This is a genomic window from Duganella sp. FT27W (genome assembly GCF_009295655.1).
Classification (GTDB): domain Bacteria; phylum Pseudomonadota; class Gammaproteobacteria; order Burkholderiales; family Burkholderiaceae_D; genus Rugamonas; species Rugamonas zoogloeoides.
Genome location: NZ_WHIV01000006.1, coordinates 199,094 through 225,705, shown reverse-complemented (window position 1 = coordinate 225,705; position 26,612 = coordinate 199,094). Strand labels below are relative to the sequence as shown.

Here is a 26,612-nt window from a genome sequence, read left to right as displayed (position 1 = left end):
GTTGACAGGCCCACGATAGCGCACTAACTTGATACCGAAAATCGGGAAGTTTGAAACCGACGATTCGATAAATCAGGATGGTCATGCGCAAAATTACACTGGAACTCGATGTGCTGCGCACCTTTGTGGCAGGCGTGGAACTGGGCAGTTTTGCCCGTGCGGCAGATCGCCTCGGGCGTTCGACCTCGGCTGTCAGCGCGCAACTGAAGAAGATCGAGCAGCAGCTCGAAACGCCGGTGCTGCGCAAGGCCGGGCGCGGCATGGCGCTCACGCCGGCCGGCGAAACCCTGCTGGCCTACGCGCGCCGCCTGCTGGCGCTCAACGACGAGGCGGTGACGGCGCTGCGCGGCGCCACCCTGGCGGGCAGCGTGCGGCTCGGCATGCAGCAGGACTTCGGCGAACACTTGCTCACCGACGTGCTGGGGCGCTTCGCCCGCGCCCATCCCCAGGTGTGCATCGACGCCCGGGTTGCGCGCAACGTCCAGCTGCTGGAACAGATCACGGCCGGCCAGCTCGACCTGGCGCTGGCCTGGGATAACGGTGGGGTGACATGGCCGCACGCGGCAGTGCTGGGGCGGTTGCCGCTGCGCTGGCTGGCAGCCGCCAGCGAGCCGTTGCTGCTGCCGCAAACGCAGCCACAGACGCAGCCACAAACGCAAACGCAGCCGGGCCCGGCGCCATTGCCATTGGTAGTGCTTGATGCGCCGTGCCTGATGCGGGCGGCCGCCATCGACGCGCTGGACCGGGCCGGCATCGCCTGGCGCATCGCGTTCACCAGTACCAGCTTGTCCGGGGTGTGGGCGGCGGTGGCCGCCGGCCTTGGTGTGACGGTGCGCACGGCGGTGGGTGTGCCTGCCACCGTGCGCTTGTTGCCGCCGTCCGCCTTGCCGCCGTTGCCGACCATCGGCATCACGCTGTTGCAAGCGGAAGCGCAGCCGGCGCCGGTGACGCAACGCCTGCGCGACATCGTGCTGGAGGCGGTGGCGCCCACGCTGGCGGCGGCGGGCAGCGTGACGCCCGCGCGCGACCTTACTGCCTGATGCGCACACCGGCCAGTTGCGCCACGCCCGACAGCGTGGTCTGGGCGGCGTTCAGTCCCAGCATGAAGTCCTTGTCCGAGAAGTTTTTATACAGGTCGGTCGGCTGGTGCCAGTGCGGATTCCAGCCGGCGCCGATCTGCTGCCCGCGCTCATTCTCGCGCAGAGAAATCGATGGCACCAGGTCCATGAACGGTGTCGAATCGGTATTGGTCATGTGGAAGCCCACGGCGGCCGGATAGTGCGTGGCGTATTTGTCGTTGGCGCTGCGGAAGTGCCAGGCCAGCTTGGCCGAGGCGTCGGCCTGCTTCGACTGCGACTGGTATTCGATGTTGACATCGGCTTCCGCGCGCTGCTCGGGCGGCACCACGAATACCGGGTGGCCGTGCTCATCGACCACCGGCTTGCCGTAGCCGTCGATCTTCTGGAACGGCATGCCATGATCGAACAACATCATGTCGTGCTGGATCATGCCCAGCCATTTTGGCTCCGGGAATCTGCCTGAGCCCATCGGCGACTCGACGCCTTGCTTCCACTTGCGCTGTTCCACGTAGGCGGCGGCTCCGTTCAGGCCGGTCTCTTCGTTATTCCACAGGATGAAGCGGATCGAACGGTCGGTTTCCACGCCGGGCGCGCTGAAGATGCGCGCCAGTTCCATCACCAGCGCCGTGCCCGAGGCATTGTCGTTGGCGGCCTCGCCAAAGCCGATACCATCCATGTGGGCGCTGACGATGTACATTTCCTCAGGGCGCCTGGTGCCGATTTTGGTGCAATAAATGTTCTCGCGCGGCGAGGTGCCTACCGGCGTTTGCTCGGCGTTCAGCGCCCGCAGCTGTTCATCGGGCTGCTGCATCGGATCGGTGTTGACGCCGGTCTTGATGCGGTTGCCGAACAGCGTACTGCCACCCTGGCCCGGTGGACCGCCGGCGCCGCCACTGACGATGCCAAGCGGGCGCGGGGGGCGCGGCGCATCGTGGGCCAGTTCGGTGTACTGGTATTGCATGCGCTCGATGTTGGTGCAGCCGTACGATTTCAGTTGCGCTTCGATCCAGTCGAGCGCGTCGCGGTTGCGCTGGGTGCCCTGGCGACGATCGCCGAACAGGGTCAGGCTCTTGATGGTGGCCTTGTATTTTTCCAGGTCCAGCTGGCCGACCAGGGTGGGGATCGGGTCGACCGTAACAGGTGTTTGCGGCGGTACCTGCGACGATGGGGACTGCGCTACGGCCAGGAGCGCGACGAGAGCCAGCGCAACACTGAGCGCAACAAATTGTTTCATGGCAATGTTCAGTTACGAATTGATAGAATCATTGCCATTGTGCATTAATGTTACACCGGTGAACAGAAAAACCGTATGTTGTTGATCAGGGGTTATGAAAAGGCGGCAGCCGGTCGAGCGTGATCACGTTCGGATGCTGGTACACCTTGCGTTTGTGGACACCGGTGTTGTACTGCTCGCCGGTCCAGAAGTTGTTGGCACTGGTCATGCCTGCCGGCCCGCCGCCATCATTCCAGACCATGAACCACAGCCACCAGGCACCATCCTTCGCCATCGCATCGGGATCGGGTATATAGCTGGTTTCGGTCAGCGCCACCGGCTTGGGTTCACCCGTCATGGCGGCGGTCTTGCGGTAGGTCTCGATTTGCGAACGGTAGGTGCGGTTGTCGGTGGAGTCATAGACGTCGTAGCCGACGATATCGACCACGTCGTCACCGGGATACCACGCTGCGTGTTGGCCGTTCCACACCCAGATCAGGTTGTGCAAGCCGTGCACGCGCACCAGCCGGTCGTACATATGACGCCATAGCGCGATATGGGCCGTGGCGGCGGACTGGCCATCGGACCGCACGCGGCCCCACCAGAACCAGCCCTCGCCATGACTGCCGGCCGCCTCGTGCAGAGGGCGCCACAGCACGGTGACGCCGGCATCCTGCAAGCGCTTGAGCTGTGCGGCCACCAGGTCGATACCGTCGTTGAGCTGCCCGAATGCCGGGCTGCGCCGATCGAGCTTGCCATCGGCCATGGGAATGGTGAAGCTGGTGCGCTTGGCCGGATCGTCGCCGCCGGCATAGAAATTCGCCTGGTTCACCTGCGCCGTCCCGAGCAGCGCCGGATCGCGCCAGTGCCAGTGAAAACTCACCAGGCCGCCCCTGGCGGCAAAGGCGATCGCCTCCTCGACCTGGTGCTGGCCCGACTGGCCGGGACCGGTCTTGCCATAGTCCATGAAGTCGTAGCCCATCAGGGCCGGGTATTTGCCCGTATCCGCATGCACGCGCTCGGCCATGTCGATGCTGTCGTCCCAGCTCAGGTCGGATTGGCCGGCGATGACGGCCTTGCCCCAGGTGTTGCGCAAGTACGTGTAGATGGCGCGGGTTGTCGGTGTGGCGGCCGGATCGACCGGTGCGGTGCGCAGCGGGGCGGCGGTGGTGCAGGTCGTGAATATTGCCGAGAGGGCGAACAGGCCGGCGGCCAGCTGGGTGGTGAAGCGCATAGGGGATCCGCTTGAGGTGAATTGCGCCCAATGTAGCGGGTGGGGGCAGGGTGTTCAAGCGATCGGTTCGCCTGGCGCCCATGTTTAGCGGTGATACTGGTGTTGTTTACCGCCAGCGCGTAAAATGCGGGGCACGCGGGTGTAGTTCAATGGTAGAACGGCAGCTTCCCAAGCTTCATACGAGGGTTCGATTCCCTTCACCCGCTCCAACGATCATGTGTCCATACAAGCTGCATTTGTCAGTCTGCCAGATGATTCCAAATGAGAGACACTCGTCTCCCATTGTGATACATTTTCGCATGCTTGCAAATTTCCTCCTCGGCCCCTTCCGTACCCGCGTCTTGTCGGCGCTGCTGTTGCATCCCGATTCCGCCTGGCATTCCAGGGAGCTGGCCCGTCGCATTGGTGCCTTGCCAGGTAGTGCCAACCGGGAACTGGTCAAGCTGGCTGATGCAGGTATCTTGTTGCGTGAGCATATCGGCAATCAGATTCACTATCGTGCCAATCGCGACTGTCCAGTATTCGAGGAATTGGCCGGTATGCTGAGAAAGACTTCCGGGCTAGCTACCGTGCTGACCAATGCGCTTCTGCCACTGGCTGATGACATCGAATGCGCACTGGTCTTTGGTTCGGTAGCGCGCGGGCAAGAGACAGTCTATTCGGACGTCGATATACTGGTCTTAGGGAGCGTCGGTTTTGCGGACGTGATCGAGGCGCTGCATCCTGTGCAGGGTGAACTCCACCGCGAAATTAATCCTGTCGTCTATCGCGTGGACGACTTCCGCTCCAAGCTGGCGTCTGACAATGGCTGGGCGCGAGAAGTTGTAGAGAAGCCCAAGCTCTTTTTGGTGGGTGACGAGGATGACTTTAGAAAACTTGTTGAAGATCCAAAGTCTGGTAGCGTTCCAAACAAAGCGTGACGACGTCCAGCGCCTGCTCGCTGCAGCAGAGCGCAATTTGAATGATGCAGCCATCACTGCCATCAGCGATGAAAATCGCTTCGATGCGGCCTACAAATGCGTGATGCAGTGTGCAATGGCGAGCTTGCTCGCTCACGGGTACCGCACGTCGAAAAGCAAACCTGGACATCACCAAACCGCCATTCAGGCTTTGCCTTTAACTGTGGGCCTTGCCCCCAAGACCATGGTGGTGCTTGACGGTCTGCGCAAGCAACGCAACATCGCCGACTATGACGGCGATCCCATCAGCCCTACAGCGGTGGCTGAATGCATTACCCAAGCCGAGAGGCTCCTTTCTCATGTCCGGGCATGGCTTGCTGAGCATCATCCAGCGTTCTGTTAACGGCACAACGCCCCCGCAGTCCAAAGAACCACGAGGGCGCAGCTTGAAGCCCTGCTACGTCGTCAGCAAAAAATCAATGCACGAACAACGCAATCAGAATCACGATGGGCAGTGGAATGCCGATCAGCAGTAACAATATCGAGCGCATGGTGTTCTCCTTCGATTAGATTGTGGTGCGTACGTACACGCGGGCATGGTCACGGTGGCGGCCGCCGACCGTGGCCAGCAGGCTGGCAACGAAGGCGCCCAGCAGCAGGGCGACGAACATCCACAGGGCCGAGTGGGCGGCGGCTTTGCGCGCTTCTTCGGCAGCAGCCTTGGCTTTGGCCTTGACGTCGGCGGCAGCCTGCTTGGCCTGGGCGTAGATCAGGTCCACGCGCTGTTCGGCTTCGGCCTGGGTCAGACCGGTGCGCTTGGCGATGGTTTGCGCCAGGTAGTTGCGGTCGTCGGCGTTGATCTTGCCGTTGGCCAGGTCGGCCAGCAGAATGCGGTTGATCTCGGCGCGTTCGGCGTCGGTCGCTGGCGTGCCGTTTGGCGAGCGCAGCACCATGTCGGAGAAATAATTGGTACCGCCGTCGTTGTTGGCGCCGGCAGCTGCAACACCGGCCGTCACGGCTGGTGCGGCGGCGCCGGCGGTGTCGATGGCGCCGCCGATGACAGCGCGCATGCCGCCAGCGAGTACGGCAACGGTCACCAGCGTGGCCACGGCCCAGGCCAGCAGGCCGTGGGCGGTGTCGCGGAAGTGCACTTCATCGCTTTGCACGCCGGCCCACTTGGCGCGCAGGCGACCGGCCATGTAGCCGCCGATGCCGGCAGCGGCAAGCTGGGTGAAGGCGATCCAGACGATGGCGGCGGTGCCAAGCGCGCCGCCGTTGTTGTATTCGTACGGCGATACCGACGACAGGCCGAGGCCCATGCCGAGTATCAGCAGGATGAACGACAGGGCTGCGGCCGCTGCGGCGCCGGCCAGGATGGCCCCCCACGAGACACCCGAAGATAAATTGTCACTGGATTCACGGCTGACCACCGTGGTCCCTGGTCCTGCTGGTTGTGCTTGCATGATTGCTCCTTATGATTGTGTTATCAGGCAGGACCGATCATGGGGCAAGGATGACCCATCGTATGTTCGCGCACCAACTTTGGGCGAAGTTAGTTTGACAACACAACATCAACCGCAATCGCGCCGGGTGCACGGGTTGTTGACGTCCGTACGCCATTGCTTGACCAGCTGGCGCCGGTGACCAGGGTAGCAGTCGTCGAGAAACTCGAGCGTGGCGATGCGGTCCACGCGCAGCACGCGGAATGCGCCGCTGGTTTCGCACCACGCCGCCACCGACCAGCGCGATTCCACAAAGCCCAGCATCACCGGCCAGAGCACGGTGGCGGTGCGCGGCGCGGCATCGTCTAGCGAACTGATGAGTACCTTGCGCTGTTCGCGCACTGCGCGCCGCAGGCGGCCCAGGTCCACGCTGGCATGGTCCTGGTGGCGGCTGATGTAGAGTGCGTTGTCGTCGAGGGTGCGGCGCAGCTCGGGCGTGAGCACTGCGTCGATCTTGGCCAACGCGTTGTGCACCGCGCGCGCCAGGCCCTCGTCGGTGTGGCGGCTTACCCATTGCGCACCGGCCACCAGCGCCTGCAGTTCTTCTTCGGTAAAGGTGAGCGGCGGCAGGGTATAGCCGGGTTTTAGCAGGTAGCCCACGCCCGCTTCGCCGGCGATATCGGCGCCCATGGTTTGCAGGGTGGCGATGTCGCGCCGCAGCGTGCGCAGCGACACGCCGGTCTCGCGCGCCAGCACCGCGCCCGCCACCGTGCCGCGATGACGGCGCATCACCTGCATCAGGTCCTGCAAGCGGTGGCTGCGCGTCATGGTCCATCCATCCTGATGACGGCCTTGCCGCCCAGCCGTTGTCCCTGTTCCAGTGCCGTGATCATGGCGATGGCGTCATCGAGCGGTGCGACCTTGCCGATTGTCAGGCGCAGCGCGCCGTCGCCGGCCTTGCGCGCCAGCTGGTCGAGCAATTCGGCGCGCGGCGTGCACAGCACCAGTTTCAATTGGCGGTTGAACACGGCGCGCAGGAACTTGCCCGGCGTGGGATGCAGGTCCAGCAGCACGCCGCCCGGCTTGAGCAGGCCGAAGCCGACCGCACCGGTCAGATTGGCGGCGGTGTCGAACACGGCGTCGTAGCGGGTGGCAATGCCGGTCAAATCGGTGCGGCGGTAATCGTACACCTGCTCGACACCGAGCGCGCGCGCCCGTTCCATGTCGGCCTCGCTGCACGTGCCCGCGACGCGCACGCCGGCGCTGCGCGCCAGTTGCACCGCCGCTTCACCCACCGCGCCCATGCAGCCGTTGATGAACACCTGCTGGCCGGCGGTCAGGCCGGCCTTGTCGAACAGCGCATTCCAGGCCGTGATGCCGGGTGAACCGAGGCAGGCGGCCTGGTCGAAGTCGAGACCGGCGGGCTTGCGCGCCAGCGCGTTTTCGTTGGCGATGACGGCCGTGCCCAGCGCGCCGCATTCCTTGAAGCGCGACTGGCCGAACACTTCATCGCCAACCTGGAAGCGGGTCACGCCCGGCCCCACCGCCAGCACCGTGCCGGCCAGGTCCATGCCCATGGCGCGCGGGAAGCGCTTGCCGGTGACGATTTTCATGTCGCCCTGGCGCATTTTCCAGTCGATCGGGTTGATGGCGGCAGAGGTGACGCGCACTGCCACCTGGCCCTTGCCCGGAACATCCAGGGTGAAAGGGGCCACGCGCATCACTTGCGGGCCGCCGTATTGCTGGTACTCGAGTCGTTTCATCATGGTCATGCTCACTGTTGGGCTGGTAAGGCTTCAATGTAGCGCACGCTGGTGCCAGTTCCTGTCACCATCGTGCGCCCATTTACCTCAGGCGCCGTTCATGCGCGCAAACAGCGCCTCGCCCATCTTGCGCGAACCGGCCGACAGGCCCACCAGCACCTCGTCCTGGCCGGTGGCCAGTTGCGCCAGTGCGTCGGCGGCGAAGTCGCCTGCCGACATCATCGGCGCGCTGGTCGTGCCGCTGCTGCGCGCACCGCCGCCCAGTCCGGTATCGACGATGGGCGGGGCCATTTCCACCACCCGCACGCTGGTGTGACGCAACTGGTGGCGCAGGCTCAGCGTGTACGAGTGCAGCGCAGCCTTGGTCGCGCAATACACGGGCACGTCGGCCATCGGCGCAAACGCCAGGCCCGAACTGACATTGATGATCACCGACGGGTGGCGTTGCAGCGTTGGCAGCAGGGCGCCGATCAGGAGCACCGGCGTGGTGAAGTTGGTGGCCACTTCCAGCTCCAGGTCATCGAGCGCATCCGGCTCGACCAGCTGGCGCCGGTATTGCACGCCGGCGTTGTTGATCAGCACATTGAGGTCGGGGTGGGCGGCGCGGAGCCACCCGACCAGCGCGTCCCGGCTGGCGCTGTCGTTGAGGTCGCATACGCGCGTGACCAGTTCCGGTACCTGCGCCTGGGCCGAGTCCAGCGCCGCCTGGTTGCGGCCGCAGATGATCACGCGGTTGCCGCGCAACGCCAGGGCGCGGGCCAGTGCAAAGCCAATGCCGGCAGCGCCGCCGGTGATGAGAATGGTGTTATTGGTCAGATTCATGTCGCTGTCTTTCTCAAAGTTTAAGAAAGGCGTGCCTACGAAAGGACGGATGCCGCAGGCACACCTGGACTACCGGCAAAAGCCGGATCAGGTGTCGCGGATACCCTGTAGGGAAAAGCTGCCACCCCGGGGCGGGGCGGTGACCGGGCTACCATCTGGTCTGCGCTCTTTCGACACCACAGTTATAGCAGGTTTCTTGCCACGTTGCACGCCCCAAGCGATGTTGCCGTATACTTCACGGTTCACTTCGCTCACCTCCCGGAATCCCCATGCACGTCGGTCCCCAGCAACGCCTGTCCACCCGCCTCGCCTTTCTCGCCTCCGGCCTTGCCATGGCGGCGTGGGCGCCGCTGGTGCCGTTTGCCAAGGCGCGGCTGGGACTTGGTGAGGCGGACCTCGGCTTGCTGCTGCTGTGCCTGGGCGCGGGGTCGCTGATGGCGATGCCGGCTATCGGCCTGATGACGTCGCGCTACGGCTGCCGCATCGTGATGCTGGTGGCAGGCTTGTGCGTGTGCCTGATCCTGCCCGCGCTGGCATTCGCACCCACGCCGCTGGCGCTCGGTTGTGCGCTGTTCGGCTTTGGCGCCTCGCTCGGTGCGCTGGACGTGGCCATGAATGTGCAGGCCGTGATCGTCGAGCGCGAGAGCGGCGGACGGTTGATGTCGGGCTTCCACGGTCTGTTCAGCGTCGGTGGTTTCGTCGGCGCCGGCCTGATGGCGGCCATGCTGTGGCTGGGCTTGAGCCCGGTGCTGGCCACGGTGATCGTGGCCGCGCTGGTGGCGCTGTCGCTGCTGTTTGGCGCGCCGCATTTCCTGCGCGAGCCGGAAGCGGCCGACCGCGAGGCGCCGGTGTTCGTGGTGCCGCACGGCGCCGTGATTTTTATCGGCGTGCTGTGCTTCCTGTGCTTCCTGGCCGAAGGCGCCATCCTTGACTGGAGCGCGTTGCTGCTCACCGCCGAGCAGGGCATGGATGCGGCACGCGCCGGCCTCGGTTACGCCGCGTTCGCAGTGGCCATGACCATCGGCCGCCTGACCGGCGACCGCGTGGTGGCACGGCTCGGCGGCAAGCGGGTGCTGCTGTTGGGCGGCCTGTGCGGTGCGCTCGGCTTCTTCACGGCCGTGATGGCCAGTTCGGTGCCGCTGGCGCTGCTGGGCTTTTTGCTGGTGGGCCTGGGCGCCTCGAACGTGGTGCCTATCCTGTTTACCGCCGCCGGCAATCAGCAGGCCATGCCGGCCGGACTGGCGATTGGCGCCATTACCACGCTCGGCTACGCCGGCATCCTGGCCGGACCGGCAGTGATCGGTTTCGTGGCCCACGCATCGAGCCTGAACCTGGCGTTTGCGGGTCTCGGCTGCGCGATGCTGGTCATCGCTGCCAGCGCCCGCCTGGGCGCAACGGCAAAAAGCTGACCACCAAACAACATTGTCACCAAACTGACGTTGACAGCCTTAACCGATACTCGGTAGTATGAAAACGATTTCATGGCTTGTGCATGTCATGTGATCCAGTGTTGTCTGTGGTCTTCAGCCCTTGCGCTTGCCGTGGGGGCTTTTTTTTATTTCAGCGTGACCGGCACCACCACCTTGTCGTCACCGATCTCGATGGCTGCGTCGGTAAAGTCCGGCGGACCGAACTTGCCGCGCGCATCGCGGCTGAACGCATAATTTTCCTTCGGCACGCCGATGAAATTGCGGTCGAGCTTGTTGTTCTGGTTTTCGTCCTGGTACACCAGCACCGCCCACGTACCTTTTGGCACGTTGTCGATGGTGACGGTGGTCTGGCCCGCTTGCGCCGGTGCCGAGCCGGAGTAAGTGCAATCCTTGAGGAAGTGTTCCTTGTCGCAGACGGCGGCATTGATCTTGCCCTTGCCGCCGGCCACACCGCTCACTTTGACTTCGACGCTGGCGGCCGAGGCCGACCCCGCACACAGGGCGCAGGCCAGCCACAGCATGGCGCGAGAGAAGGAGGGCTTGTGGTAGGCTGTACGCATATGGTTTTCCTTGTGTAATAAGTGTGTTGAGTGTGTTGGAGTGGCGATGTTATTGAATACAGCTATCGTATTGCTGACCGTGGTGTTCATGGAACTGTTTTCCATCGTCGCGCACAAGTACATCATGCACGGCTTCGGCTGGGGCTGGCATAAGTCGCACCACGAGCCGCGCACCGGCTGGTTCGAGAAAAACGACCTGTTTGCCGTGGTGTTTGCCGGCGTGGCGATTGCCCTGATTTATTTCGGCACCGAAGGCCATGCGCCGCTGCAATGGATCGGCGCCGGCATGACGGCCTATGGCGCCTTGTACTTCATCGCCCACGACGGCCTGGTGCATCGGCGCTGGCCGTTTTCGTACACGCCGCGCAGCGGCTACCTCAAGCGCCTGTACCAGGCTCACCGCATGCACCACGCGGTGCCGGGCAAGCACGGCGCGGTGTCGTTCGGCTTCCTGTATGCGCCGCCCGTGGCCGAGCTCAAGCGCCAGTTGCAGGCGCTGCATGGCGGGGCGCTCGAAGGCCGTCTTCAGCGCGACGCCGTTCCGGCGGAGGGCGCTGCCACAGGCCCGCAGGACGCGGCTGCATCTTCCGCAACCTCGAAGTAAGCGCACTCACGCCCCCCTTGGCCAGCAACCACAGCTTGGCCGCTTTCGACGTACCGACCCGCTCGTCCCACGCGTGCGCGCCACGCGCCTTGACCTCGATCCCGATCTGCCGATAGACATTGCGCGCGGTGGCAATCGCCCACGCCGAGCGCAGGGGTAACGCGACGATGCCTTCATTGGCCGAGTCGTAATACGGTTCCGCATAATCGACCAGCCGTGCCGCCACGGTGGCCAGCGCCGCCCGGTGTTCGGGCAGCGCCAGTTCGGACGGCGGGATGCCGGCCTCGCGCAACCAGGCGGCTGGCAGGTAGCAGCGGCCGATGTCCGCGTCGGCGACGATGTCGCGCGCGATATTGGTGAGCTGGAAGGCCAGGCCAAGGTCGCAGGCGCGGTCCAGCACATCCGCATCCTTGGCGCCCATGATGGTGGACATCATCAGGCCCACCACGCCGGCCACGTGGTAGCAGTAGCGCAGCGTGTCGTCGATGGTTTCGTACTGCGCGTCGTGCACGTCCATGGCAAAACCGGCCAGGTGGTCGTACGCGTATTGCGGCGCAATCGCGTGGCCCAGCGCCACTTCCTGAAAGGCGGCAAACGCCGGCTCGGTCATCGGCTCGCCCGCATAGGCACGCCGCGTTTGTTCTTCCAGCGTGGCCAGTTCGGCATACGCGTCGTGCGCGGGTGCTGCGGCAGCGGGCGCGAAGCCCAGTTCCTGGCCATCGACCACGTCGTCGCAATGGCGGCACCACGCGTACAGCATCAGCACGCTGCGCCGCACGTCGGCCGGGAACAGCGTGGCGGCGGCCGCAAAGCTTTTCGAGCCCACCTTGATGGTCTCGGTGGCGTGGTCCATCAACGCTTCATTCATCGCGCCGTCCCCGCCAGTTCCGCGATCATCAGGCCGGCGGTGGCCTTGGCCGAACCGACCACGCCGGGCACACCGGCGCCCGGATGGGTGCCGGCGCCCACCAGGTACAGGTTGGCCAGGTCGGCATCGCGGTTGTGCGGACGGAACCACGCGCTTTGGGTGAGGATCGGCTCCAGCGAGAACGCCGAACCGACGTGGGCGTTCAACTGGTCGCGGAAATCGAACGGCGTGAAGAAGCGGCTGGTAACCAGCTGGCTACGCAGGCCCGGCATGTAGCGCTCTTCCAGGTAGGCCAGGATGCGGTCGCGGTAGCGCGGGCCTTCCACGTCCCAGTCGATGTCGGCATTGCCCAGGTGCGGCACGGGCGCCAGCACGTAATGGCTGCCGCAACCGGGGGGCGCCAGCGACGGATCGGTCACGCACGGCGCGTGCAGGTACAGGGAAAAATCCTCGGCCAGCGTTTTGCCGTTGAAGATTTCCGTGATCAGCGGCTGGTAGCGCGGGCCGAAGCACACGGTATGGTGCTGCAGCTGGCTGTGGTGGTGGTTCAGGCCGAAGTACAGCACGAACAGCGAATTGGAATGGCGCTTGCCGGCCAGGTTTTTCGCTTGCGCCGGGCCGCGCGGGTGCTGGCCCAGCAGCTTGCCGTACGTGTGCACCACGTCGGCGTTCGACGCCACCGCCTGCGCGGCAAAGGCACGGCCGTCTTCCAGCCGCACGCCGGTCACGCGGTTGCCGGCCGTGTCGATCGCCGCCACCTTAGCATTGAGTTCGATCTTGCCGCCGATGTCCTCGAACAGCTTGACCATGCCGTTGATCAGGGCGCCGGTGCCGCCGCGCGGGAACCACACGCCCCACTTGCGCTCGAGCGCATGGATCAGCGTGTAGATCGACGAGGTGGCAAACGGATTGCCGCCGACCAGCAGCGAGTGGAACGAGAACGCCATGCGCAGCTGCTCGTCCTTGATGAAGCGCGACACCATGCCGTACACGCTCTTCCACGCTTCGAGCTTGGCCAGTTGCGGGCCGGCGGCCACCATGTCGCGGATCGACAGGAACGGCACCGCGCCCAGTTTCAGATAACCCTCGTCGAACACGGCTTTCGAGTAGGCGAGAAAGCGCTGGTAGCCAGCCACGTCGTCCGGGTTGCGCGCGTGGATCTGGCGGTCGAGCGCTTCCTGGTCGTTGGCGTAATCGAAGTGGCTGCCGTCTTCCCAGCACAGGCGGTAGAACGGCGTCACCGGCAGCATTTCGACGTAGTCGGACAGGCGCTTGCCAGCGGCCGTAAACAGTTCTTCGAGGGCGGACGGATCGGTGATCACGGTAGGGCCGGCGTCAAACGTGAAACCCTGGTCGTGGTACACGTAGGCGCGGCCGCCCGGTTTGTCGCGTTGTTCGAGCAGCGTGGTCTGGATGCCGGAGGCCTGCAGGCGGATGGCGAGCGCGAGGCCGCCGAAGCCGGCGCCGATCACCACGGCCTGTTTTGCTTGGTTCATGCGGAAGTCCTGATCTGTTGAGGTTGGGTTTTAAGTGCGGCTGCCACGGCCTGGCCCACGGGCACCGGCGGCTTGCCGGAGACCACGCGCAGCTGGTCGCCCAGCGTCGGGCGGCCGGCATAGAAGCGGGCGATCAGGGGCGCGGAGAGCGTATAAAAGCGCTGCATCACGCGCCAGCGGTGGTCGGCTTCGCCGGCCAAAAACAGCATGCGGTTGAGCAGGCGGAAAAAGCGCTGGCGGCGCCATTCGCCGGTAGCGTGCGCGCGGATGGCGGCAAACAGCGCCGGCGCGCGCAGGTCTGGTTGCTGGGCGATGCGTTCAGCCAGCCGCACCGCGTGCGGCAGCGAGTAGCCGGTGGTGGGATGGAACAGGCCTGCGCGCAGGCCGCTGCTCGGCTGGCCGTGCAGGTCGTCCCAGTAGCCGTCGTGGTCGGACGCCAGGGTAATCGGCAGCGCGCCGCGTTCCTCGCGCAGCACGTCGACGATGGTCCAGCCGCGCGCGGCGGCATAGGCGGCGATGTTGGCGCGCAGCCGTTCGGGATCGCGCTCGGGCGCATCGACGTAATGGGTGTCTTCGATCAGTAACCGGTCCGGCCCGAACGGCAGCACGTACACGAAGCGGTAGCCGCCTTGCTGGGCCACGCTGGCGTCCATCAGGATCGGCGCCGTCAAGCCGTGCGGTACGGCCACGCGTACTTCCTGGCCGAGGAAAGTCTGGAAGCCCAGCGCCAGCCGGTCGCTATGGACCGGGCCGCGACCGTCGATCACGGCGCCGGCGTGCAGCACGGTGCCATCGACCAGCGTGACCGAGGTGGGAGTGAGCGAGGCAATGGTGGTGTTGGTGCGCAGCGTGTCGCCCAGTATCGGTGCGAGCACGCGGGCGAAATCGTCGGACGCGATGCTGGCGTAGCCGCCGGCCAGCGTGCGATTCAGCTCCGGGAAGATCACCTCGTAGCGCGGCCAGCGGGCCGAGACCAGTGGCGCGATCCAGGCGCACTGGGCGTCATCGAGGTCGCTGTCGTGGAACGACCAGGTGTGGTTGCCGCCGATCTGCGCATCCTGTTCCAGCAGCAGGATGCGCAAGTCAGGGCGCGCGGTGCGCAGGCGCCAGGCGATCAGGCCATTGGCCAGGCCGCCGCCGGCCAGGATCAGGTCATACGGCTTCGCGTTCAGCGTGGCGCTGGTGCCGGCAGGTCTCATGTTGCTGCTCCGGCAGAAACGTCGGCCAGGGCCTGTTCAACGATATCTGCCGCGCGCGCAGCGCCGCCAGCACGGGCCAGTTCGCTCGATAACGGCGCCAGGCGGCGCTGGTACGACGGATCGTCGAGCAGGGCGCGCAGGTGCGCCGCCAGTGCGCCTGCGCCGGTGATGCGCGCCGATGCCCGCCGGCCGATGCCTGCATGGCACGCGCGCGCGGCCACGCCCGGTTGGTCGAAGGCGATCGGCAGTGCCAGCATTGGCGTGCCGGTGGCGATCGCATCCATCACGGTATTGAGGCCGGCGTGGGTGACCACGGCGTCGGCCCGGGCCAGGGCTGCCTGCTGTGGCGCGTAGGCGCACACGGTGGTGGCGCCCGGTGTGCCGGCCTGTTCGATTGCTTTTGATTGGTGGGCATTGAGGCCGCCGCAGTGGGCCGCCAGCAGCTGTACATTCAGCGCGCGGCAGGCCCTGGCGATGCGCTCGAAGGCGCCGAAGCGCTGGCCCTGCAAGGTGCCGAGCGAGGCGAACACCAGCGGCCGGTCCGGATCGAAAGCGGGCAGTGGCGTGATGTCCGCCTGGACTCCGGCACCGCCACGTAGTGGGCCGACGTGGTGAAAATGGTCGGGCAGGTGCCGACGCGGGAAATCGAAGCCGGCGATCGTCTGGCTGATCTGCGCCAGCGGCGACAGGCACTCGTGCATGGCGTCGCGCGGGGAGATCCCCAGGTTGCGCGCCTGGCGTTCGATGGCGCGCCGGTGCGGTGTCATGATCCAGTCGTACACACTGGTACTGCCCGCCACCATTTGCAGGCCGCGCGCGCTGGCGTCGTAACCGAACGGCATCACCGGTAGCGGCACGGCTGCTTCGCGATTGACGGGCAGGGCGCATGCGACCGAGACGAACGGCAGTTGCAGCGCCTCGGCCACCAGGCCCGCTGCCGCTTCCATCTGGTCGCCGAGCAAGGCATCGATGCGCAGCGCTTCGATGGCGTTTGGTAACTCTTCGCACAGCATGTCGGTGGCGTCGGCCATGTCGAGGATGACCTTGCGCAGGCCCAGCGGGCTGCCGGGATTGGCGGCACGGCGCAGCGCTGCTGCCAGCGAGCCGGGCGGAAAGCGCCGGGCGCCCAGCGCGTAAAAAGCGATGCCGGGAACAAGGGGGACTGCGGCGCTTTGGGTGTTTGCGCGATTGCCCCCCAGGTTGACAGCGCCATTGCCTGCGGCGTGGCCGGCACCACCGTTCAATACGCCGGCAATGCTGGCGCCAAGGTAGGCGGCCGCATCCGGCCGGTGCAGGAACGTCACGCGGTGGCCGCGACGCACCAGTTCGTCAGCCAGCGCGGCCAGCGCGCTGAAGTGACTGGGAAACGCCGGCGCCACCACGCCGAAATGGCGCGGGCAGATTGACGCCGCCACGCCTGGCGGGCGCGCCGATGCGGACGCCTCTGCACCTGCCACTGATGGCACGGCCGGCGCTACCACGCCAGCGTGGCGCGGAAACGCCGGCGCGCCCGTGCCGGACGCGGGTGGAAGTTCAGGCGCTCCTCCGTTAGCCTGCCGCAGGCCGGTCGCTGCGACCTGCCCGTCGGTCACGACGCGCGCGCAGCGGCCAGTGGGCCGGCGTTGCGGAACAGCGTGCCTACCAGGCCGCGCGTGCCCTGCTTGCCGCCGATGGCGTCGCTCAGGTAGGTGTCCGCCTCGCGCAGGTGGTCGGCCAGGCGGCCGGCCGTGCGTTCGCGCCCCAGCGTGGCGTTGAAAGTGGCCTTGCCGGCATCCTGGCCGGCATCCTTGCCGGTGATGGCGGCGTCGGTGTCGTCCAGCAGGTCGTCCTTGATCTGGAACGCCTGGCCTGCCGACAGCGCAAACGCACGCAACGCGTGCAGCACGCGCTCGTCGGCCTCGGCAATGATGGCGGCCATTTCCACCGACAGGCCCAGCAGCACGCCGGTTTTCAGTTCGTTGGTGCGGGCGATGTCGTCGAGCGAGCGCTGCGGGTTGCCGTGCAGGTCGAGGAACTGGCCGCGCACCAGGCCCTGGGCGCCGACCGTGTCGGCCAGCGCGCCGACCAGCCGGGTGCGGACGTGGGCCGGAATGTCGGGCGCCTGCGACAACAGCTGGAATGCCCGGCTGAGCAGGGCGACCGACGCCAGAATGGCGACATGTTCGCCGAACTGGCGGTGCACGGTGGGCAGGCCACGGCGCAGCTTGGCATCGTCCATGCACGGCAGGTCGTCGAGGATCAGCGAGGCGGCGTGCACCAGTTCCACCGCGCAGGCGGCGTCAAGCAGTGCTGGCGAGGTGCAGCCGAGGTCGCGCGCGACAAGCATCAGCAGCAGCGGACGCATACGCTTGCCGGTGCCGAGCGTGGCGGCGCGCATGGCGGCCGTGAGCGGATCGGACCGGCCCTGGTCGGGTAGCGCCTGGCTGAGACGCTCTTCGATCTGCCGGCGGATATCTTCCATGTCCGATGCTGATGGATCATGGCCAGGCTCGCTACCGACGTTGATGGACCGTAAAATCTTGGTAGCCATGGCGCATTTCCTTGTGCTGTAATGTGATGCGGCGGGATGTTTGACGTTGCCGAAAATTATGTAAAAGTTGCTTTAGACCTCATAGAATCATCATACTCAAGCTTTGCATATCCTACCCTGCCGATCCAATCGTGCGCCAGTTAAAAATAGCGGGTCATCAGCGGGTCATCAGCGCGGCGGCAGCCCTCGGCATGGCCCCAAATGCTGTGCTACCATGCAATGGTTTCTTATCGGAAAGACAAAGGGATGCGGGTAACGAACTGGTTTCTTGCCGTACTGCTCAGCGCTGGCGTGTGGTCGCCCGCCGTGGCCATCGAGCGGGTGGCGGTCGGGGCCAGCTTTCACCTCGTATACGAGCAGGATGCGGCGGGCCGGCCCACCGGTCTGGCGGTGGACGTGCTGCGTGCGCTGGCCGCGCGTGCCGGCGACACGGTGCGCTTCCAGTTCTATCCCTGGCCGCGTGCGCAGGCGATGGTGGAGCGCGGCCAGGCCGATATCCTGGTCGGTCCCTACCGGTCGGCCGAGCGGCTCAAGCGCTTCGACTTCCTCGACCAGCCGTTTTACCGCGACCGCCTGGTGTTTTATGCGCGCAGCAAGGGCGGCGCCTCTTGGCACGGCGACTTCCGCAGCCTGGCGGGCAAGCGTGTGGTGGCAGTGCGCGGCTGGCACTATGGCGACAGTTTCGACGTGGCGCGGCCGCTGTTAGACCTGGGCGAGGTATCGCAAGTGGATAACGGCTTGCGCATGCTGGCGCTGGGGCGCGTGGACCTGTTTGCCAGCAACCAGCGCAATACCGACGCGCTGGTCAAGGAGTTGCGCCTGGACGGTACGCTTACCGTGCTGTGCCCCGACATCGGCCGCATCGACGGCTACCTAGCGTTTCCGCGCATGCCGAAGTTTGCGGCCGCGCGCCAGCAGTACAACCTGCTGTTTGGCCAGATGGTGCGCGCGGGCGAGTTGCAGAAGCTGGGCGCAAAGAACGGGGTACAGGTACCGGCTGGCGAGGCCGCTTCGATGTCCAATGCGGCATGCAAGTAAGCGCGCACGCCTGACGCACGCGTGCACGACGGCGGCGCTTGCGCTAAGCTGGCGCCTGGTCAAACAGGAGAGCGCCATGATTCCCGAGCTCGACAGGCGGCAGCGACGGCCGGAAACGTCGCAGACATCAGAAACGGCAGGCTGGCACTCCTTCGATTTTATCGTGCGCCAGGCCTTGCAGGTGCAGCGCGACATCGGCACCCCCGGTGCGGTGGAAATGCTGCAAAACATCGGGCTCAACCCGCAGGTGATCGCGCGCGTGCTGAGCCCCGAGCGCCAGGTCCGCGCCGAGGACCTCCGGGCGGTCGCTCAGTCCTTGTGATGGAACGGCGCGAACCACGTCACCAGGAATGACGGGATGGTTGCCGCCATCACCAGCCAAAAATAATGCACATAGCCGAGCGCCTGTTGCAGGTGGCCGCTCACCACGCCGGTCACCATCATGCACAAGCCCATCAGGCCGGTGCCGAACGCGTAGTGGGTGGTGCTGTACTTGCCCGGCGCCAGTTGCTGCATCAGGTAAATCATAAAGCCCACCGAGCCGAAACCGTAGAAGAATTTCTCGATCGCCACGCCGGCGCTGATCACCCACAGGCTCTCCGGCTGGTACATGGCCATCAGCAGGAACGTCACGTTCGGAATGTTCACTGCGCAGCACAGGATGAACAGGGTGGACGGAAGGCCCCGGCGCGAGACGAAAATACCGCCCAGCAGCGAACCCACCAGCACGGCGATCAGGCCGTAGGTGCCATAGACCAGCCCCAGCAATTCATTGGACAGGCCCAGGCCGCCCTTGGCGACCGGATCGACCATGAAGAACGGACCGATTTTTTCCAGCAGGCCGATGCTGAGGCGGAACAGGAAGGCAAAGCCCACCATCAGCCACACGTCGCGCTTCTGGAAGAACGTGACGAACGAGTCCCACAGGATGAAACCGGCTTCGCCAACCGACTTGGGGGCGTTCTCGGCCTTGGCGCCGTCCGGCATCACGCGCGCGTGCCAGATCGCCGAGACGATGATGATGGCCGCAACGATGAAGAAGATCACGCGCCACGATTCGATCCACTGCGGACCGAACTCGCCGGCCGGGTGGCCGAAATAATGGGTGTGCAGCCAGCCGCTCAGGTACACCATGCCGCCCGAGGCAACGATGGGGCCGACATTCCAGCTCAGGCTCTGGATGCCGCAGAACAGCGATTGCGCGCGCGAGTCGAGCGAGGTGACGTACACGCCGTCGGACGCGATGTCCTGCGTCGCGCCCACCAATGACAGCAGGCCGAACAGGAACACCATCACCACCATGTAATTGGGCAGCGACATGGCCAGCGCCACCCCGGCAAAGCCGATGCCGACAATGACCTGCGTGCACAGCACGAAGAATTTCTTGGTCCGGTACATTTCCACGAACGGCGCGAACAGCGGCTTGATGGTGTAAGCCAGGATCAGGTAGCTGGCGTACTCCGCAGCCTTGCCGTTGTCCATGCCCAGGTTCTTGAACATGATCGACGTCACGCTGGTGAGCATCATGTAGGTCAGCGCCATGGCGAAATAGCTGCTCGGCACCCATAACATTGGCGTGCCGGGGCGGAACATGGCGGCCAGCAGCGACGGGTGCTCGGCGCCGGGCGGCAGGCGCTGCGGCTTGGCTGCCGATGGTGCCGGCGGCTGCGTGGATTCTTGGTGCATGGTGTCGTCCTCGTTGTTCTCTGCGGAGTATAGCTTTGCAGGCGGGCTCTGCGGCCGGCTCTGCGGGTCCTCCGGCGCGTACGCCGGAGGGGTACTACGGTTGCGTTGCCCGGTTGATTATGCGGCTTGTTCCAGCTGGCCGCCGGCGCGCTGCTGCACCAGATAGTCGCGGTACCACAGGGCGCTGTGCTTGAGCGTGCGCTTCTGGGTAGCGTAATCGACGTGGACGATGCCGAAGCGCTTGGCGTAGCCCGAGTTCCATTCGAAATTGTCGAGCAGGCTCCACAGGAAGTAACCCTGCACATCGACGCCTTGCAGGCGGGCGTCATTGATGGCCTTCAGGTGGCGCAGTACGAAGTCGATGCGGGCCTCGTCCGGCACTTCGCCATCGACGATGGTGTCGGCGTTGGCCATGCCGTTTTCGGTGATGTAGATCGGCGGCAGATCGTAGTCGGCGTGCAGCTTGAGCAGCAGTTCGGTCAGGCCGTCCGGGTAAATCTCCCAGCCCATGTCGGTGGTGCCCAGCTTGTTTTCGGGCTGGCGCGGCGGCACTTCGGCGCTGCAGAACGAGCGGAAGTAGTAATTCAGGCCCATGAAGTCGAGCTTGCCACAGATGATGTCCATGTCGCCGTCCTGCACGTCCGGCGCGTTGTCGCCGTGGACCTTGAGCGCCAGTGCCGGGTAGTGGCCCTTGAAGATCGGATCCATGAACCATTCCACCGAGCGCGAGTATTCAAACTCGGCCATGGCGATATCGGCCGCGCTGTCGGTGGCGGGGTGCGCTGGCCACTGGTTCAGCACGATGCCGAGCTGGGCCGAGCTGGCGACGTCGCGCATGGCGCGCATGGCCAGGCCGTGCGACAGCAGCAGGTGGTGCGACACTTGCACCGACTGCTTGATGTCGGCCACGCCCGGTGCGAACTGGGCGTTGCCGTAGCCGAGGTTGGCCGTGCACCATGGCTCGTTATGAGTTGCAATCGTTTTCACCCGGTTGCCGAAGCGGCGCGTGACCTCGGCCGCGTAGCCGGCGAAGTGGTAAGCGGTATCGCGGTTGAGCCAGCCGCCTTCGTCCTGCAGCGCCTGCGGCAGGTCCCAGTGGAACAGCGTGACGTGGGCGCTGATGCCTTTGCTTTCCAGTTCGGTCAGGAGCTTGTCATAGAACGCGAAACCGGCTTCGTTCCAGGCGCCCTTGCCCTGCGGCTGCACGCGGGACCAGGCGATCGAGAAGCGGTAGGCGTCCACGCCCAGGCTGGCCATGATCGCCACGTCTTCGGGGTAGCGGTTGTAGTGGTCGCACGCGACATCGCCATTGGTGCCGTCGATGATCTTGCCCGGGGTGTGGCTGAAGGTGTCCCAGATCGACGCGCCCTTGCCATCGGCGGTGGCGGCGCCCTCGATCTGGAAGGCGCTGGTCGCAATGCCCCAGGTAAACGATGGCGGAAATTGAGTGAATTCGTGGCGGATGTCGGTCATGGGTCGGCTATGGGTCGGCAAGATGCGGGTGAAGGAGGCTTGAAAACGATTTCAAATGGATGCAGAGATTAAACCCGAACTCGAATCCAGTGTCAATCAATTGATAACTTCATGGCATTGTTCAGCGGCGCCGGCACGCAACAGCGGCCCGCACATGGCATGGCAGGCGGGTTTGTCACGGACCGGCACTGATATAATGCCGCCTCATTCTTTCACTGCACCGCCACCATGTCTTCCGATACTCCAAAAGAACCCCCAGCGCGGGGCATGCTCTACGATCCGACCGAACACCGCATCCGCAGCTTCGTCACCCGCGCCGGCCGCCTGTCCACCGCCCAGGCGCGTGCGCTGGAAGAGCAGCAGCAGTTCCTGATCAAGTACGAGAAGGCGCCGCTCGATTACGCGCAGGCATTCGGCCGCCAGGCGCCGACGGTGCTGGAAATCGGCTTCGGCATGGGCGGCACCACGGCCCACATCGCCGCCGCCATGCCTGACAAGGATTTTATTGGCGTGGAAGTGCACACCCCGGGCGTGGGCAGCCTGCTCAAGCTGATCGGCGAGCAGAACCTCACCAACCTCAAGGCGATCCAGCACGATGCGGTCGAGGTGCTCAACCACATGATTGCCGATGGCTCGCTGAATGGCGTGCACATCTTTTTCCCCGACCCGTGGCACAAGGCGCGCCACAACAAGCGCCGCCTGATCCAGGCGCCGTTTGTCAAACTGCTGGTGCAAAAGCTGGCGCCGGGCGGCTACATCCACTGCGCCACCGACTGGGAAGACTACGCGGTGCAGATGCTGGAAGTGCTTAGCGCGGAAGAGAGCCTGCAAAACACCGCCGACGGCTACGCACCGCAGCCGGCCTACCGCCCGCTGACCAAGTTCGAAAACCGTGGCATCAAGCTGGGCCACGGTGTGTGGGACCTGGTGTTTTCGAAAAAATAATGGCAGCTTCGGCCTAGCGCTTTTCGAGCGGCTCCAGGTCGAGCACCACGTTGTACGACAGGCGCGCGGTCTGCCACAGGCCGCCGCCGCGCACCTGCGCGTCGCAGCTGGTCAACTGGCCGGCAAAGCCGTCGCGCTTGAGGCGGGCGCGGAAGATCACCGCCGCCTTGGCTTCCAGGTATCCCACCATCTGCCCTTGCAAAAACACGGCCACCGCCGCGTCTTCATACGCATTGCGGTCGTCGCAGAACAGCATCGCCGTGTGCGGCGCGCACGCGGCAGCATCGCCATGCTCGCCGGCCAGCGCTTTCAATACGGGCTGGTAGCGCGATTCGTTGACCACCTCCACCAGGAAGCGGCCGCCGTCGGACCAGTAGTGGGCCACCGGCGTGTCGGGCAGCACCGGCGTGTACGGTGCGGCCGGCAGCGGCGGCAGCGCCACTTTTTGCGCCGGGTTCGATTTGACGATCCGGTACACCACCAGCGCGGTGACGGCAATGATCAGGATGGAGATAAGCAGTTGCATGAGGTAACAGGGGCGGACAATCAGGCCGCCATCTTAACCGATCACGGTGTGACCGACCGCATGGCATCCGCCTGGTACACCACCTTGCCGCCCACCACCGTTTGCAGCACCTTGATGTTGGCGATGTCCTCGGCGGGTATGGTGAAGAAATTGCGGTCGAGGACGATCAGGTCGGCCAGCTTGCCCGGCTCCAGCGAGCCGGTCAGCTTTTCCTGGCGCAAGGTGTATGCCGCGTTGAGCGTGATCGCGCGCAGGGCCGCCGCGCGCGGCATGCCCGGCACGTCGCCCAGCCGGCCCGCGTACTCAGCGCCCGCGTCGGGCGCGGCGGTGCGGGTCACGCCCACTTTCAAGGCGAACCACTGGTCGAGAGGATCGACCGGCCAGTCGCTGCCGTAGGCGATGCGCGCGCCGGCGTCCAGCAGCACCGACTGCGGTTGCACCAGCGGGTAGCGCTGCGGTCCCATGTAGGGTTGCAGCGCGCCGAGGGTGTCGGGCGCCGGCTTGGCCCACTGGAACGACAGCACCGGCGTCACATCGAGTTTGGCGAAGCGGGCGTAGTCGCTTGGGGCCACGATTTCGTCGTGGGCCAGCGCCGGGCGCGCTTTCTTGCCGGCCGGCGTGCCGCGCAGCCACGCGATCGCATCGAGCGTCTCGCGCACGGCGCGGTCGCCATCGACGTGGATGTGCGGATCGATGCCGGCGCGCGCCAGCACATCGAGCGTGGAGCGCAGCGCCGCTTGCGAGAAATACGTGGGCGGGCCGTTGCTGCTGCCCGGCTGCCAGTCGGGCTGCTGTTCGGTGCCCTTGTTTACCAGGTACGGTTCGAGCATGGCGCCGGTAAAGGCCGGCGCCGAGATCACGCCGTCCATGAACAGCTTGGCGTGGCGCACCTGCAGCGACGGCGCCACCGTGGTCGGGCCCTGGTCGAACTGTTTTTTCTGTTTGAGCAGGTCGGCCACGGCGCGCTGCGGCGTGCTTCCCTTGTCGAGGTCGATCAGCACGGCGAAGTGGGCGCGGGCGGTGAGCTTGCCCTGGCGTTGCAGGTCGGTGAACGCCGTCATGGTTTCGGGATCGGTGTAGGCGTCGAGGAAAGACGTGATGCCTTGCCGGCGCATTGCTTCCAGTGCCTTGGTCGATGCCGCCAGGTTCTCGGCCACGGTGAGTGGCGGCAGCAGGTTCATGGCCATGTCTTGCGCGGCGTCTTCAAGCAGGCCGGTGGCCTGGCCGCTGGCATCGCGCGCAATCTTGCCGCCGGCCGGGTCCGGCGTGGCAGCCGTGATGCCGGCCACCGCGATGCCCTTGCTGTTGAGTTGCAGCGAGTGGCCGAACGACGAGCGTACCAATATTGGCCGGTCGGTCTTGAGGGCGTCCAGTGTGGCGGCGGAGGTCGTCACGCCATCGGGCAGCATGCCCTGCTGGAACCAGTTGACCACCACCAGCCAGCGCTTGGGATCGGCCTTGCCCAGCCGGACATCACTGTCGATGCAGGCCTGGATGCGCTGCTGGAATTGCGGCACCGTCAGCGGTTCGTAGTCGAGACTGCAATTGAGCAGGCGGCTGCCGCCCGACTGAGGGTGCATATGGCCGTCGATCAGGCCCGGCATCAGCATCTTGCCGCCCAGGTCGATCACCGTGGTGTTCTGGCCTTGCAGCTTGGCGGCGCCCGCGTCATTGCCCACGTAGACGATGCGCCCGCCGCGCACGGCCAGCGCCTGCTGCACGCTGTCTTTGGCATCGACCGTGTAGATGTAGCCGTTGCGGTAGACGGTGTCGGCCGGCGCGGTGGCCGACGCGGCGTGGGCGGCGGCAAAGGTGAAAGCCAGCAGGGCGAACAGGCCGGGTCGGGTCATGCAGTCTCCAGTAGTCAGAAGGCTGCCTTGAGGCGGGCCCGCAGGGTCGGTGGCAGAAACGCCAGCACATTCCCCGCGAGCACCAGCGCCAGCCCGCACAGCGCGACCGGCGTCCATTGGTAGCCTTCGTAAATGGTTGAAATCGTCAACGCGACGATGGGGAATAATACCGTGGAATAGGCGGCGCGGTCGGGGCCGATGCGTCCGACCAGCAGCAGGTAGGCGGTAAAACCGATCACCGAGCCGGGGATGGCCAGGTATAACAGCGCCCACAGGTAGCGCGGCGACGGATCGAGCGCAAACGGCATGCCCAGCGCCAGCGCGGCCACGCCCAGCGTGGTGGCGCCGATCAGCATGGCCCAGGTGTTGGTGAGCCAGGGCGTGAGACCCAGCGCCTGCATGCGCGAGGACAGCAGGTTGCCGCAGGCGAAGCACCAGGTGCCGGCCAGCGACAGCGCCAGGCCCAGCAGCACGCCGCTGTCGTTCCAGTGGCCCTGCATCTGCGGCGCGAACAGCAGCACGATGCCGGCCAGGCCGAACAGCGCGCCGACCATCACCTGGCCCCGGATCGGCCGGCCGAGGAACAGCCGGCCGGCCAGCGCGATCCACAGCGGCGCGGTGGAAAACACCACGGCTTCCTGGCCGCTGGTGATATACAGCGCCGCATAATAAAAGCACAGGAAATTCAGGCAGAACAGCGCGATGCCCTGGGCAAACAGGTAGGGCCAGGCCTGGCGCGGCGGCCACCAGCGCTGGCGCGTGACCAGTAACGCCGCCAGCAGCAGCGCGGCGGCAATCCAGAAGCGGTACGCGATCGAGACCGGAGCGGGTACCACGCCCAGTTGAAAGGTGATGGCGATCCAGGTGGTACCCCAGATCAGGACGGTAAGCAGGTAGAGGAGGATATTCATGGCGCCAGCATGACGGCAGGGCGGCGCTGGCGCTTGTCTGAAATTGCGCATATCGTTGCAGGGCCGGCTTTCGGTACGATGGCCCGTGCTAGACTTTATCCATGGATTTCCCCAACCGCCGCCCACTTGATCTCCCCGCCACTTTGCTGCCTGCGCCCGGTTTGCCGGAGGGCCCGCTGTCGCACTCGGTGTTCAAGACCATGTCCGAGACCGACGCCGTGCTCGAGCGCTTTACCTGGCTCGGCGACGAACTGGCGCTGGCGATCTGGCGGCGCGACACGCCGTGCGCCGAAACATCGTATTGCCAGCCGGGCCATCACACCCTGTCGTATTACATGGGTGGCGGCTGCCGCACCGAGCGCGGCGAACTGCCCGGCCTGTACGGCGCGCCGCAGCGCCTGTGCACCTTGCCCGACTGGCACGAATCGAGCTGGACCGTGCGGGGACCGCTGCGTTTCCTGCACGTGTATTTCCTGCCCGCGCACTTCACCCGCCGCGCCGTGGTGGAACTCGACCGCGAACCGCGCGAGCTGACCCTGGCCGACCGCACCTATTTCGAGCACGCGCGCATCGGCCAGCTATGCGCGCAACTGGCCGGCATGGACTGGGCCGGCGCCGACGCCCAACTGCGCGCCAATGAAATGACGCACGAAACGCTGTCGCACCTGCTGCACGCGCAGTCGCTGCCGCGCCACCAGGGCCGCGTGCGCGGCGGCCTGGCGCCAGCCGTGCGGCGCCTGCTGGCCGACTATATCGAAGCGCACCTGGCGCAACCGCTGACCTTGCAAACCCTGGCGCACCTGGCCTGCCTGTCGGAGTACCACCTGCTGCGCATGTTCAAGGTCTCTTTCGGCGTGACGCCGTCGGCATGGATCGCCGCGCGCCGCATCGAGCGCGCGCGCCGGCTGTTGCAGCAAACTAACCAGCCGCTGCAGCAGATTGCCGATGCCTGCGGCTACGCCGACCTGAGCCACTTCAGCCACCGCTTCCGCGACGCTACCGGCGCGGCGCCGGGGCGCTATCGCAGCGTAGTGGCGGGGTAAG

General features: G+C 65.5%; 25 protein-coding genes, 1 tRNA gene and 1 pseudogene. 10 read left to right on the top strand and 17 right to left on the bottom strand.

The genetic code is table 11. From position 1 onward, the window contains the following. The first annotated feature begins 83 nt into the window (after positions 1-83). Entirely contained in the window at positions 84-1,040 is a 957-nt protein-coding gene (locus F8197_RS26650) for a LysR substrate-binding domain-containing protein (RefSeq protein ID WP_152884937.1), read from the top strand. Here F8197_RS26650 and F8197_RS26645 read toward each other — a convergent pair. Continuing rightward, positions 1,030-2,313, bottom strand: a complete 1,284-nt coding sequence (locus tag F8197_RS26645) for a M20/M25/M40 family metallo-hydrolase (protein ID WP_152884935.1) — start codon at positions 2,311-2,313, stop codon at positions 1,030-1,032. The genes F8197_RS26650 and F8197_RS26645 overlap by 11 nt on opposite strands. Before the next feature lie 85 nt (positions 2,314-2,398). Beyond that, positions 2,399-3,526 (bottom strand): glycosyl hydrolase, encoded by a 1,128-nt coding sequence (locus F8197_RS26640; RefSeq protein WP_152884933.1) that lies wholly within the window; start codon positions 3,524-3,526, stop codon positions 2,399-2,401. 135 nt (positions 3,527-3,661) lie between these two features. Here F8197_RS26640 and F8197_RS26635 point away from each other — a divergent pair. The 3 genes from F8197_RS26635 to F8197_RS26625 all read left to right on the top strand — a co-directional run bounded on the left by F8197_RS26635 (position 3,662) and on the right by F8197_RS26625 (position 4,828). Then, a tRNA-Gly gene (locus tag F8197_RS26635) sits at positions 3,662-3,735 on the top strand. Positions 3,736-3,825: 90 nt separating this feature from the next. Further along, positions 3,826-4,446 carry a nucleotidyltransferase domain-containing protein gene (locus F8197_RS26630; protein ID WP_193333579.1) on the top strand — a complete coding sequence of 207 codons (621 nt, stop codon included), beginning with the start codon at positions 3,826-3,828 and terminating at the stop codon, positions 4,444-4,446. Next, complete coding sequence (locus F8197_RS26625; protein ID WP_152884929.1) at positions 4,388-4,828, top strand: DNA-binding protein; 441 nt, start codon at positions 4,388-4,390, stop codon at positions 4,826-4,828. The genes F8197_RS26630 and F8197_RS26625 overlap by 59 nt, the downstream gene beginning before the upstream one ends. A gap of 163 nt (positions 4,829-4,991) precedes the next feature. Here F8197_RS26625 and F8197_RS26620 read toward each other — a convergent pair whose 3' ends face one another. From F8197_RS26620 to F8197_RS26605, 4 genes are all read right to left on the bottom strand, one after another. After that, entirely contained in the window at positions 4,992-5,888 is an 897-nt protein-coding gene (locus tag F8197_RS26620; RefSeq protein WP_152884927.1) for a hypothetical protein, read from the bottom strand. A 108-nt stretch (positions 5,889-5,996) separates the two neighbouring features. Beyond that, positions 5,997-6,695 (bottom strand): YafY family protein, encoded by a 699-nt coding sequence (locus F8197_RS26615; RefSeq protein WP_056138142.1) that lies wholly within the window; start codon positions 6,693-6,695, stop codon positions 5,997-5,999. Continuing rightward, positions 6,692-7,633 (bottom strand): NADP-dependent oxidoreductase, encoded by a 942-nt coding sequence (locus F8197_RS26610; protein ID WP_227012434.1) that lies wholly within the window; start codon positions 7,631-7,633, stop codon positions 6,692-6,694. Before F8197_RS26610 ends, F8197_RS26615 begins: the two co-directional genes overlap by 4 nt. 84 nt (positions 7,634-7,717) lie before the next feature. After that, the gene (locus F8197_RS26605) at positions 7,718-8,452 is read right to left on the bottom strand and encodes an SDR family oxidoreductase (protein WP_152884924.1); all 735 of its coding nucleotides are present in this window, start codon (positions 8,450-8,452) and stop codon (positions 7,718-7,720) included. Positions 8,453-8,721: 269 nt separating this feature from the next. On the opposite strand from F8197_RS26605, the gene F8197_RS26600 reads away from it, so the two are divergent. Further along, entirely contained in the window at positions 8,722-9,861 is a 1,140-nt protein-coding gene (locus F8197_RS26600; protein WP_152884922.1) for an MFS transporter, read from the top strand. A gap of 146 nt (positions 9,862-10,007) precedes the next feature. Here F8197_RS26600 and F8197_RS26595 read toward each other — a convergent pair whose 3' ends face one another. Further along, complete coding sequence (locus F8197_RS26595) at positions 10,008-10,442, bottom strand: DUF2141 domain-containing protein (RefSeq protein WP_152884920.1); 435 nt, start codon at positions 10,440-10,442, stop codon at positions 10,008-10,010. Positions 10,443-10,488: 46 nt separating this feature from the next. On the opposite strand from F8197_RS26595, the pseudogene F8197_RS26590 reads away from it, so the two are divergent. Beyond that, positions 10,489-10,878: pseudogene (locus F8197_RS26590) on the top strand (sterol desaturase family protein); the annotation flags it as partial. 40 nt (positions 10,879-10,918) lie between these two features. Here F8197_RS26590 and crtB read toward each other — a convergent pair. The 5 genes from crtB to F8197_RS26565 are packed head-to-tail and all read right to left on the bottom strand — an operon-like array spanning position 10,919 to position 17,139. Further along, entirely contained in the window at positions 10,919-11,914 is a 996-nt protein-coding gene (gene crtB, locus F8197_RS26585) for a 15-cis-phytoene synthase CrtB (RefSeq protein ID WP_193333578.1), read from the bottom strand. Further along, positions 11,911-13,410 carry a phytoene desaturase gene (locus F8197_RS26580; RefSeq protein ID WP_056138132.1) on the bottom strand — a complete coding sequence of 500 codons (1,500 nt, stop codon included), beginning with the start codon at positions 13,408-13,410 and terminating at the stop codon, positions 11,911-11,913. Before F8197_RS26580 ends, crtB begins: the two co-directional genes overlap by 4 nt. Next, on the bottom strand, positions 13,407-14,609 hold the full coding sequence (crtY, locus tag F8197_RS26575; protein WP_152884915.1) for a lycopene beta-cyclase CrtY: 1,203 nt from the start codon (positions 14,607-14,609) through the stop codon (positions 13,407-13,409). The genes F8197_RS26580 and crtY overlap by 4 nt, the downstream gene beginning before the upstream one ends. Continuing rightward, entirely contained in the window at positions 14,606-16,201 is a 1,596-nt protein-coding gene (locus F8197_RS26570) for a glycosyltransferase (RefSeq protein ID WP_373996992.1), read from the bottom strand. Before F8197_RS26570 ends, crtY begins: the two co-directional genes overlap by 4 nt. Further along, positions 16,198-17,139: a polyprenyl synthetase family protein gene (locus F8197_RS26565; protein ID WP_056138127.1), complete on the bottom strand. Its 942-nt coding sequence runs from the start codon at positions 17,137-17,139 to the stop codon at positions 16,198-16,200. The genes F8197_RS26570 and F8197_RS26565 overlap by 4 nt, the downstream gene beginning before the upstream one ends. Before the next feature lie 246 nt (positions 17,140-17,385). On the opposite strand from F8197_RS26565, the gene F8197_RS26560 reads away from it, so the two are divergent. Next, positions 17,386-18,177, top strand: coding sequence for an ABC transporter substrate-binding protein (locus tag F8197_RS26560; protein WP_193333577.1), 792 nt, complete (start codon positions 17,386-17,388; stop codon positions 18,175-18,177). A 76-nt stretch (positions 18,178-18,253) separates the two neighbouring features. Beyond that, entirely contained in the window at positions 18,254-18,499 is a 246-nt protein-coding gene (locus tag F8197_RS26555) for a hypothetical protein (protein WP_152884912.1), read from the top strand. Here the strand turns inward: F8197_RS26555 and F8197_RS26550 are convergent. Next, entirely contained in the window at positions 18,487-19,863 is a 1,377-nt protein-coding gene (locus tag F8197_RS26550) for an MFS transporter (protein WP_227012433.1), read from the bottom strand. The two genes, F8197_RS26555 and F8197_RS26550, sit on opposite strands and share 13 nt — an antisense overlap. A 117-nt stretch (positions 19,864-19,980) precedes the next feature. After that, the gene (locus F8197_RS26545; protein WP_056138122.1) at positions 19,981-21,336 is read right to left on the bottom strand and encodes a GH1 family beta-glucosidase; all 1,356 of its coding nucleotides are present in this window, start codon (positions 21,334-21,336) and stop codon (positions 19,981-19,983) included. A gap of 267 nt (positions 21,337-21,603) precedes the next feature. Here F8197_RS26545 and trmB point away from each other — a divergent pair, with 267 nt between their 5' ends. Beyond that, positions 21,604-22,281 (top strand): tRNA (guanosine(46)-N7)-methyltransferase TrmB, encoded by a 678-nt coding sequence (gene trmB, locus F8197_RS26540; protein ID WP_152884910.1) that lies wholly within the window; start codon positions 21,604-21,606, stop codon positions 22,279-22,281. Positions 22,282-22,294: 13 nt separating this feature from the next. Here the strand turns inward: trmB and F8197_RS26535 are convergent, their stop codons facing one another. Genes F8197_RS26535 through F8197_RS26525 form a run of 3 tightly spaced genes read right to left on the bottom strand, consistent with a single transcriptional unit; the run spans position 22,295 to position 25,568 of the window. Further along, positions 22,295-22,807: a hypothetical protein gene (locus F8197_RS26535; protein ID WP_152884908.1), complete on the bottom strand. Its 513-nt coding sequence runs from the start codon at positions 22,805-22,807 to the stop codon at positions 22,295-22,297. Positions 22,808-22,848: 41 nt separating this feature from the next. Beyond that, positions 22,849-24,657, bottom strand: a complete 1,809-nt coding sequence (locus F8197_RS26530) for an amidohydrolase (protein WP_152884906.1) — start codon at positions 24,655-24,657, stop codon at positions 22,849-22,851. A gap of 14 nt (positions 24,658-24,671) precedes the next feature. Beyond that, positions 24,672-25,568, bottom strand: coding sequence for a DMT family transporter (locus F8197_RS26525; protein WP_056138432.1), 897 nt, complete (start codon positions 25,566-25,568; stop codon positions 24,672-24,674). Between the two features lie 101 nt (positions 25,569-25,669). Here F8197_RS26525 and F8197_RS26520 point away from each other — a divergent pair, with 101 nt between their 5' ends. Further along, positions 25,670-26,611: a helix-turn-helix domain-containing protein gene (locus F8197_RS26520; protein WP_373996991.1), complete on the top strand. Its 942-nt coding sequence runs from the start codon at positions 25,670-25,672 to the stop codon at positions 26,609-26,611. Position 26,612 lies beyond the last annotated feature (1 nt).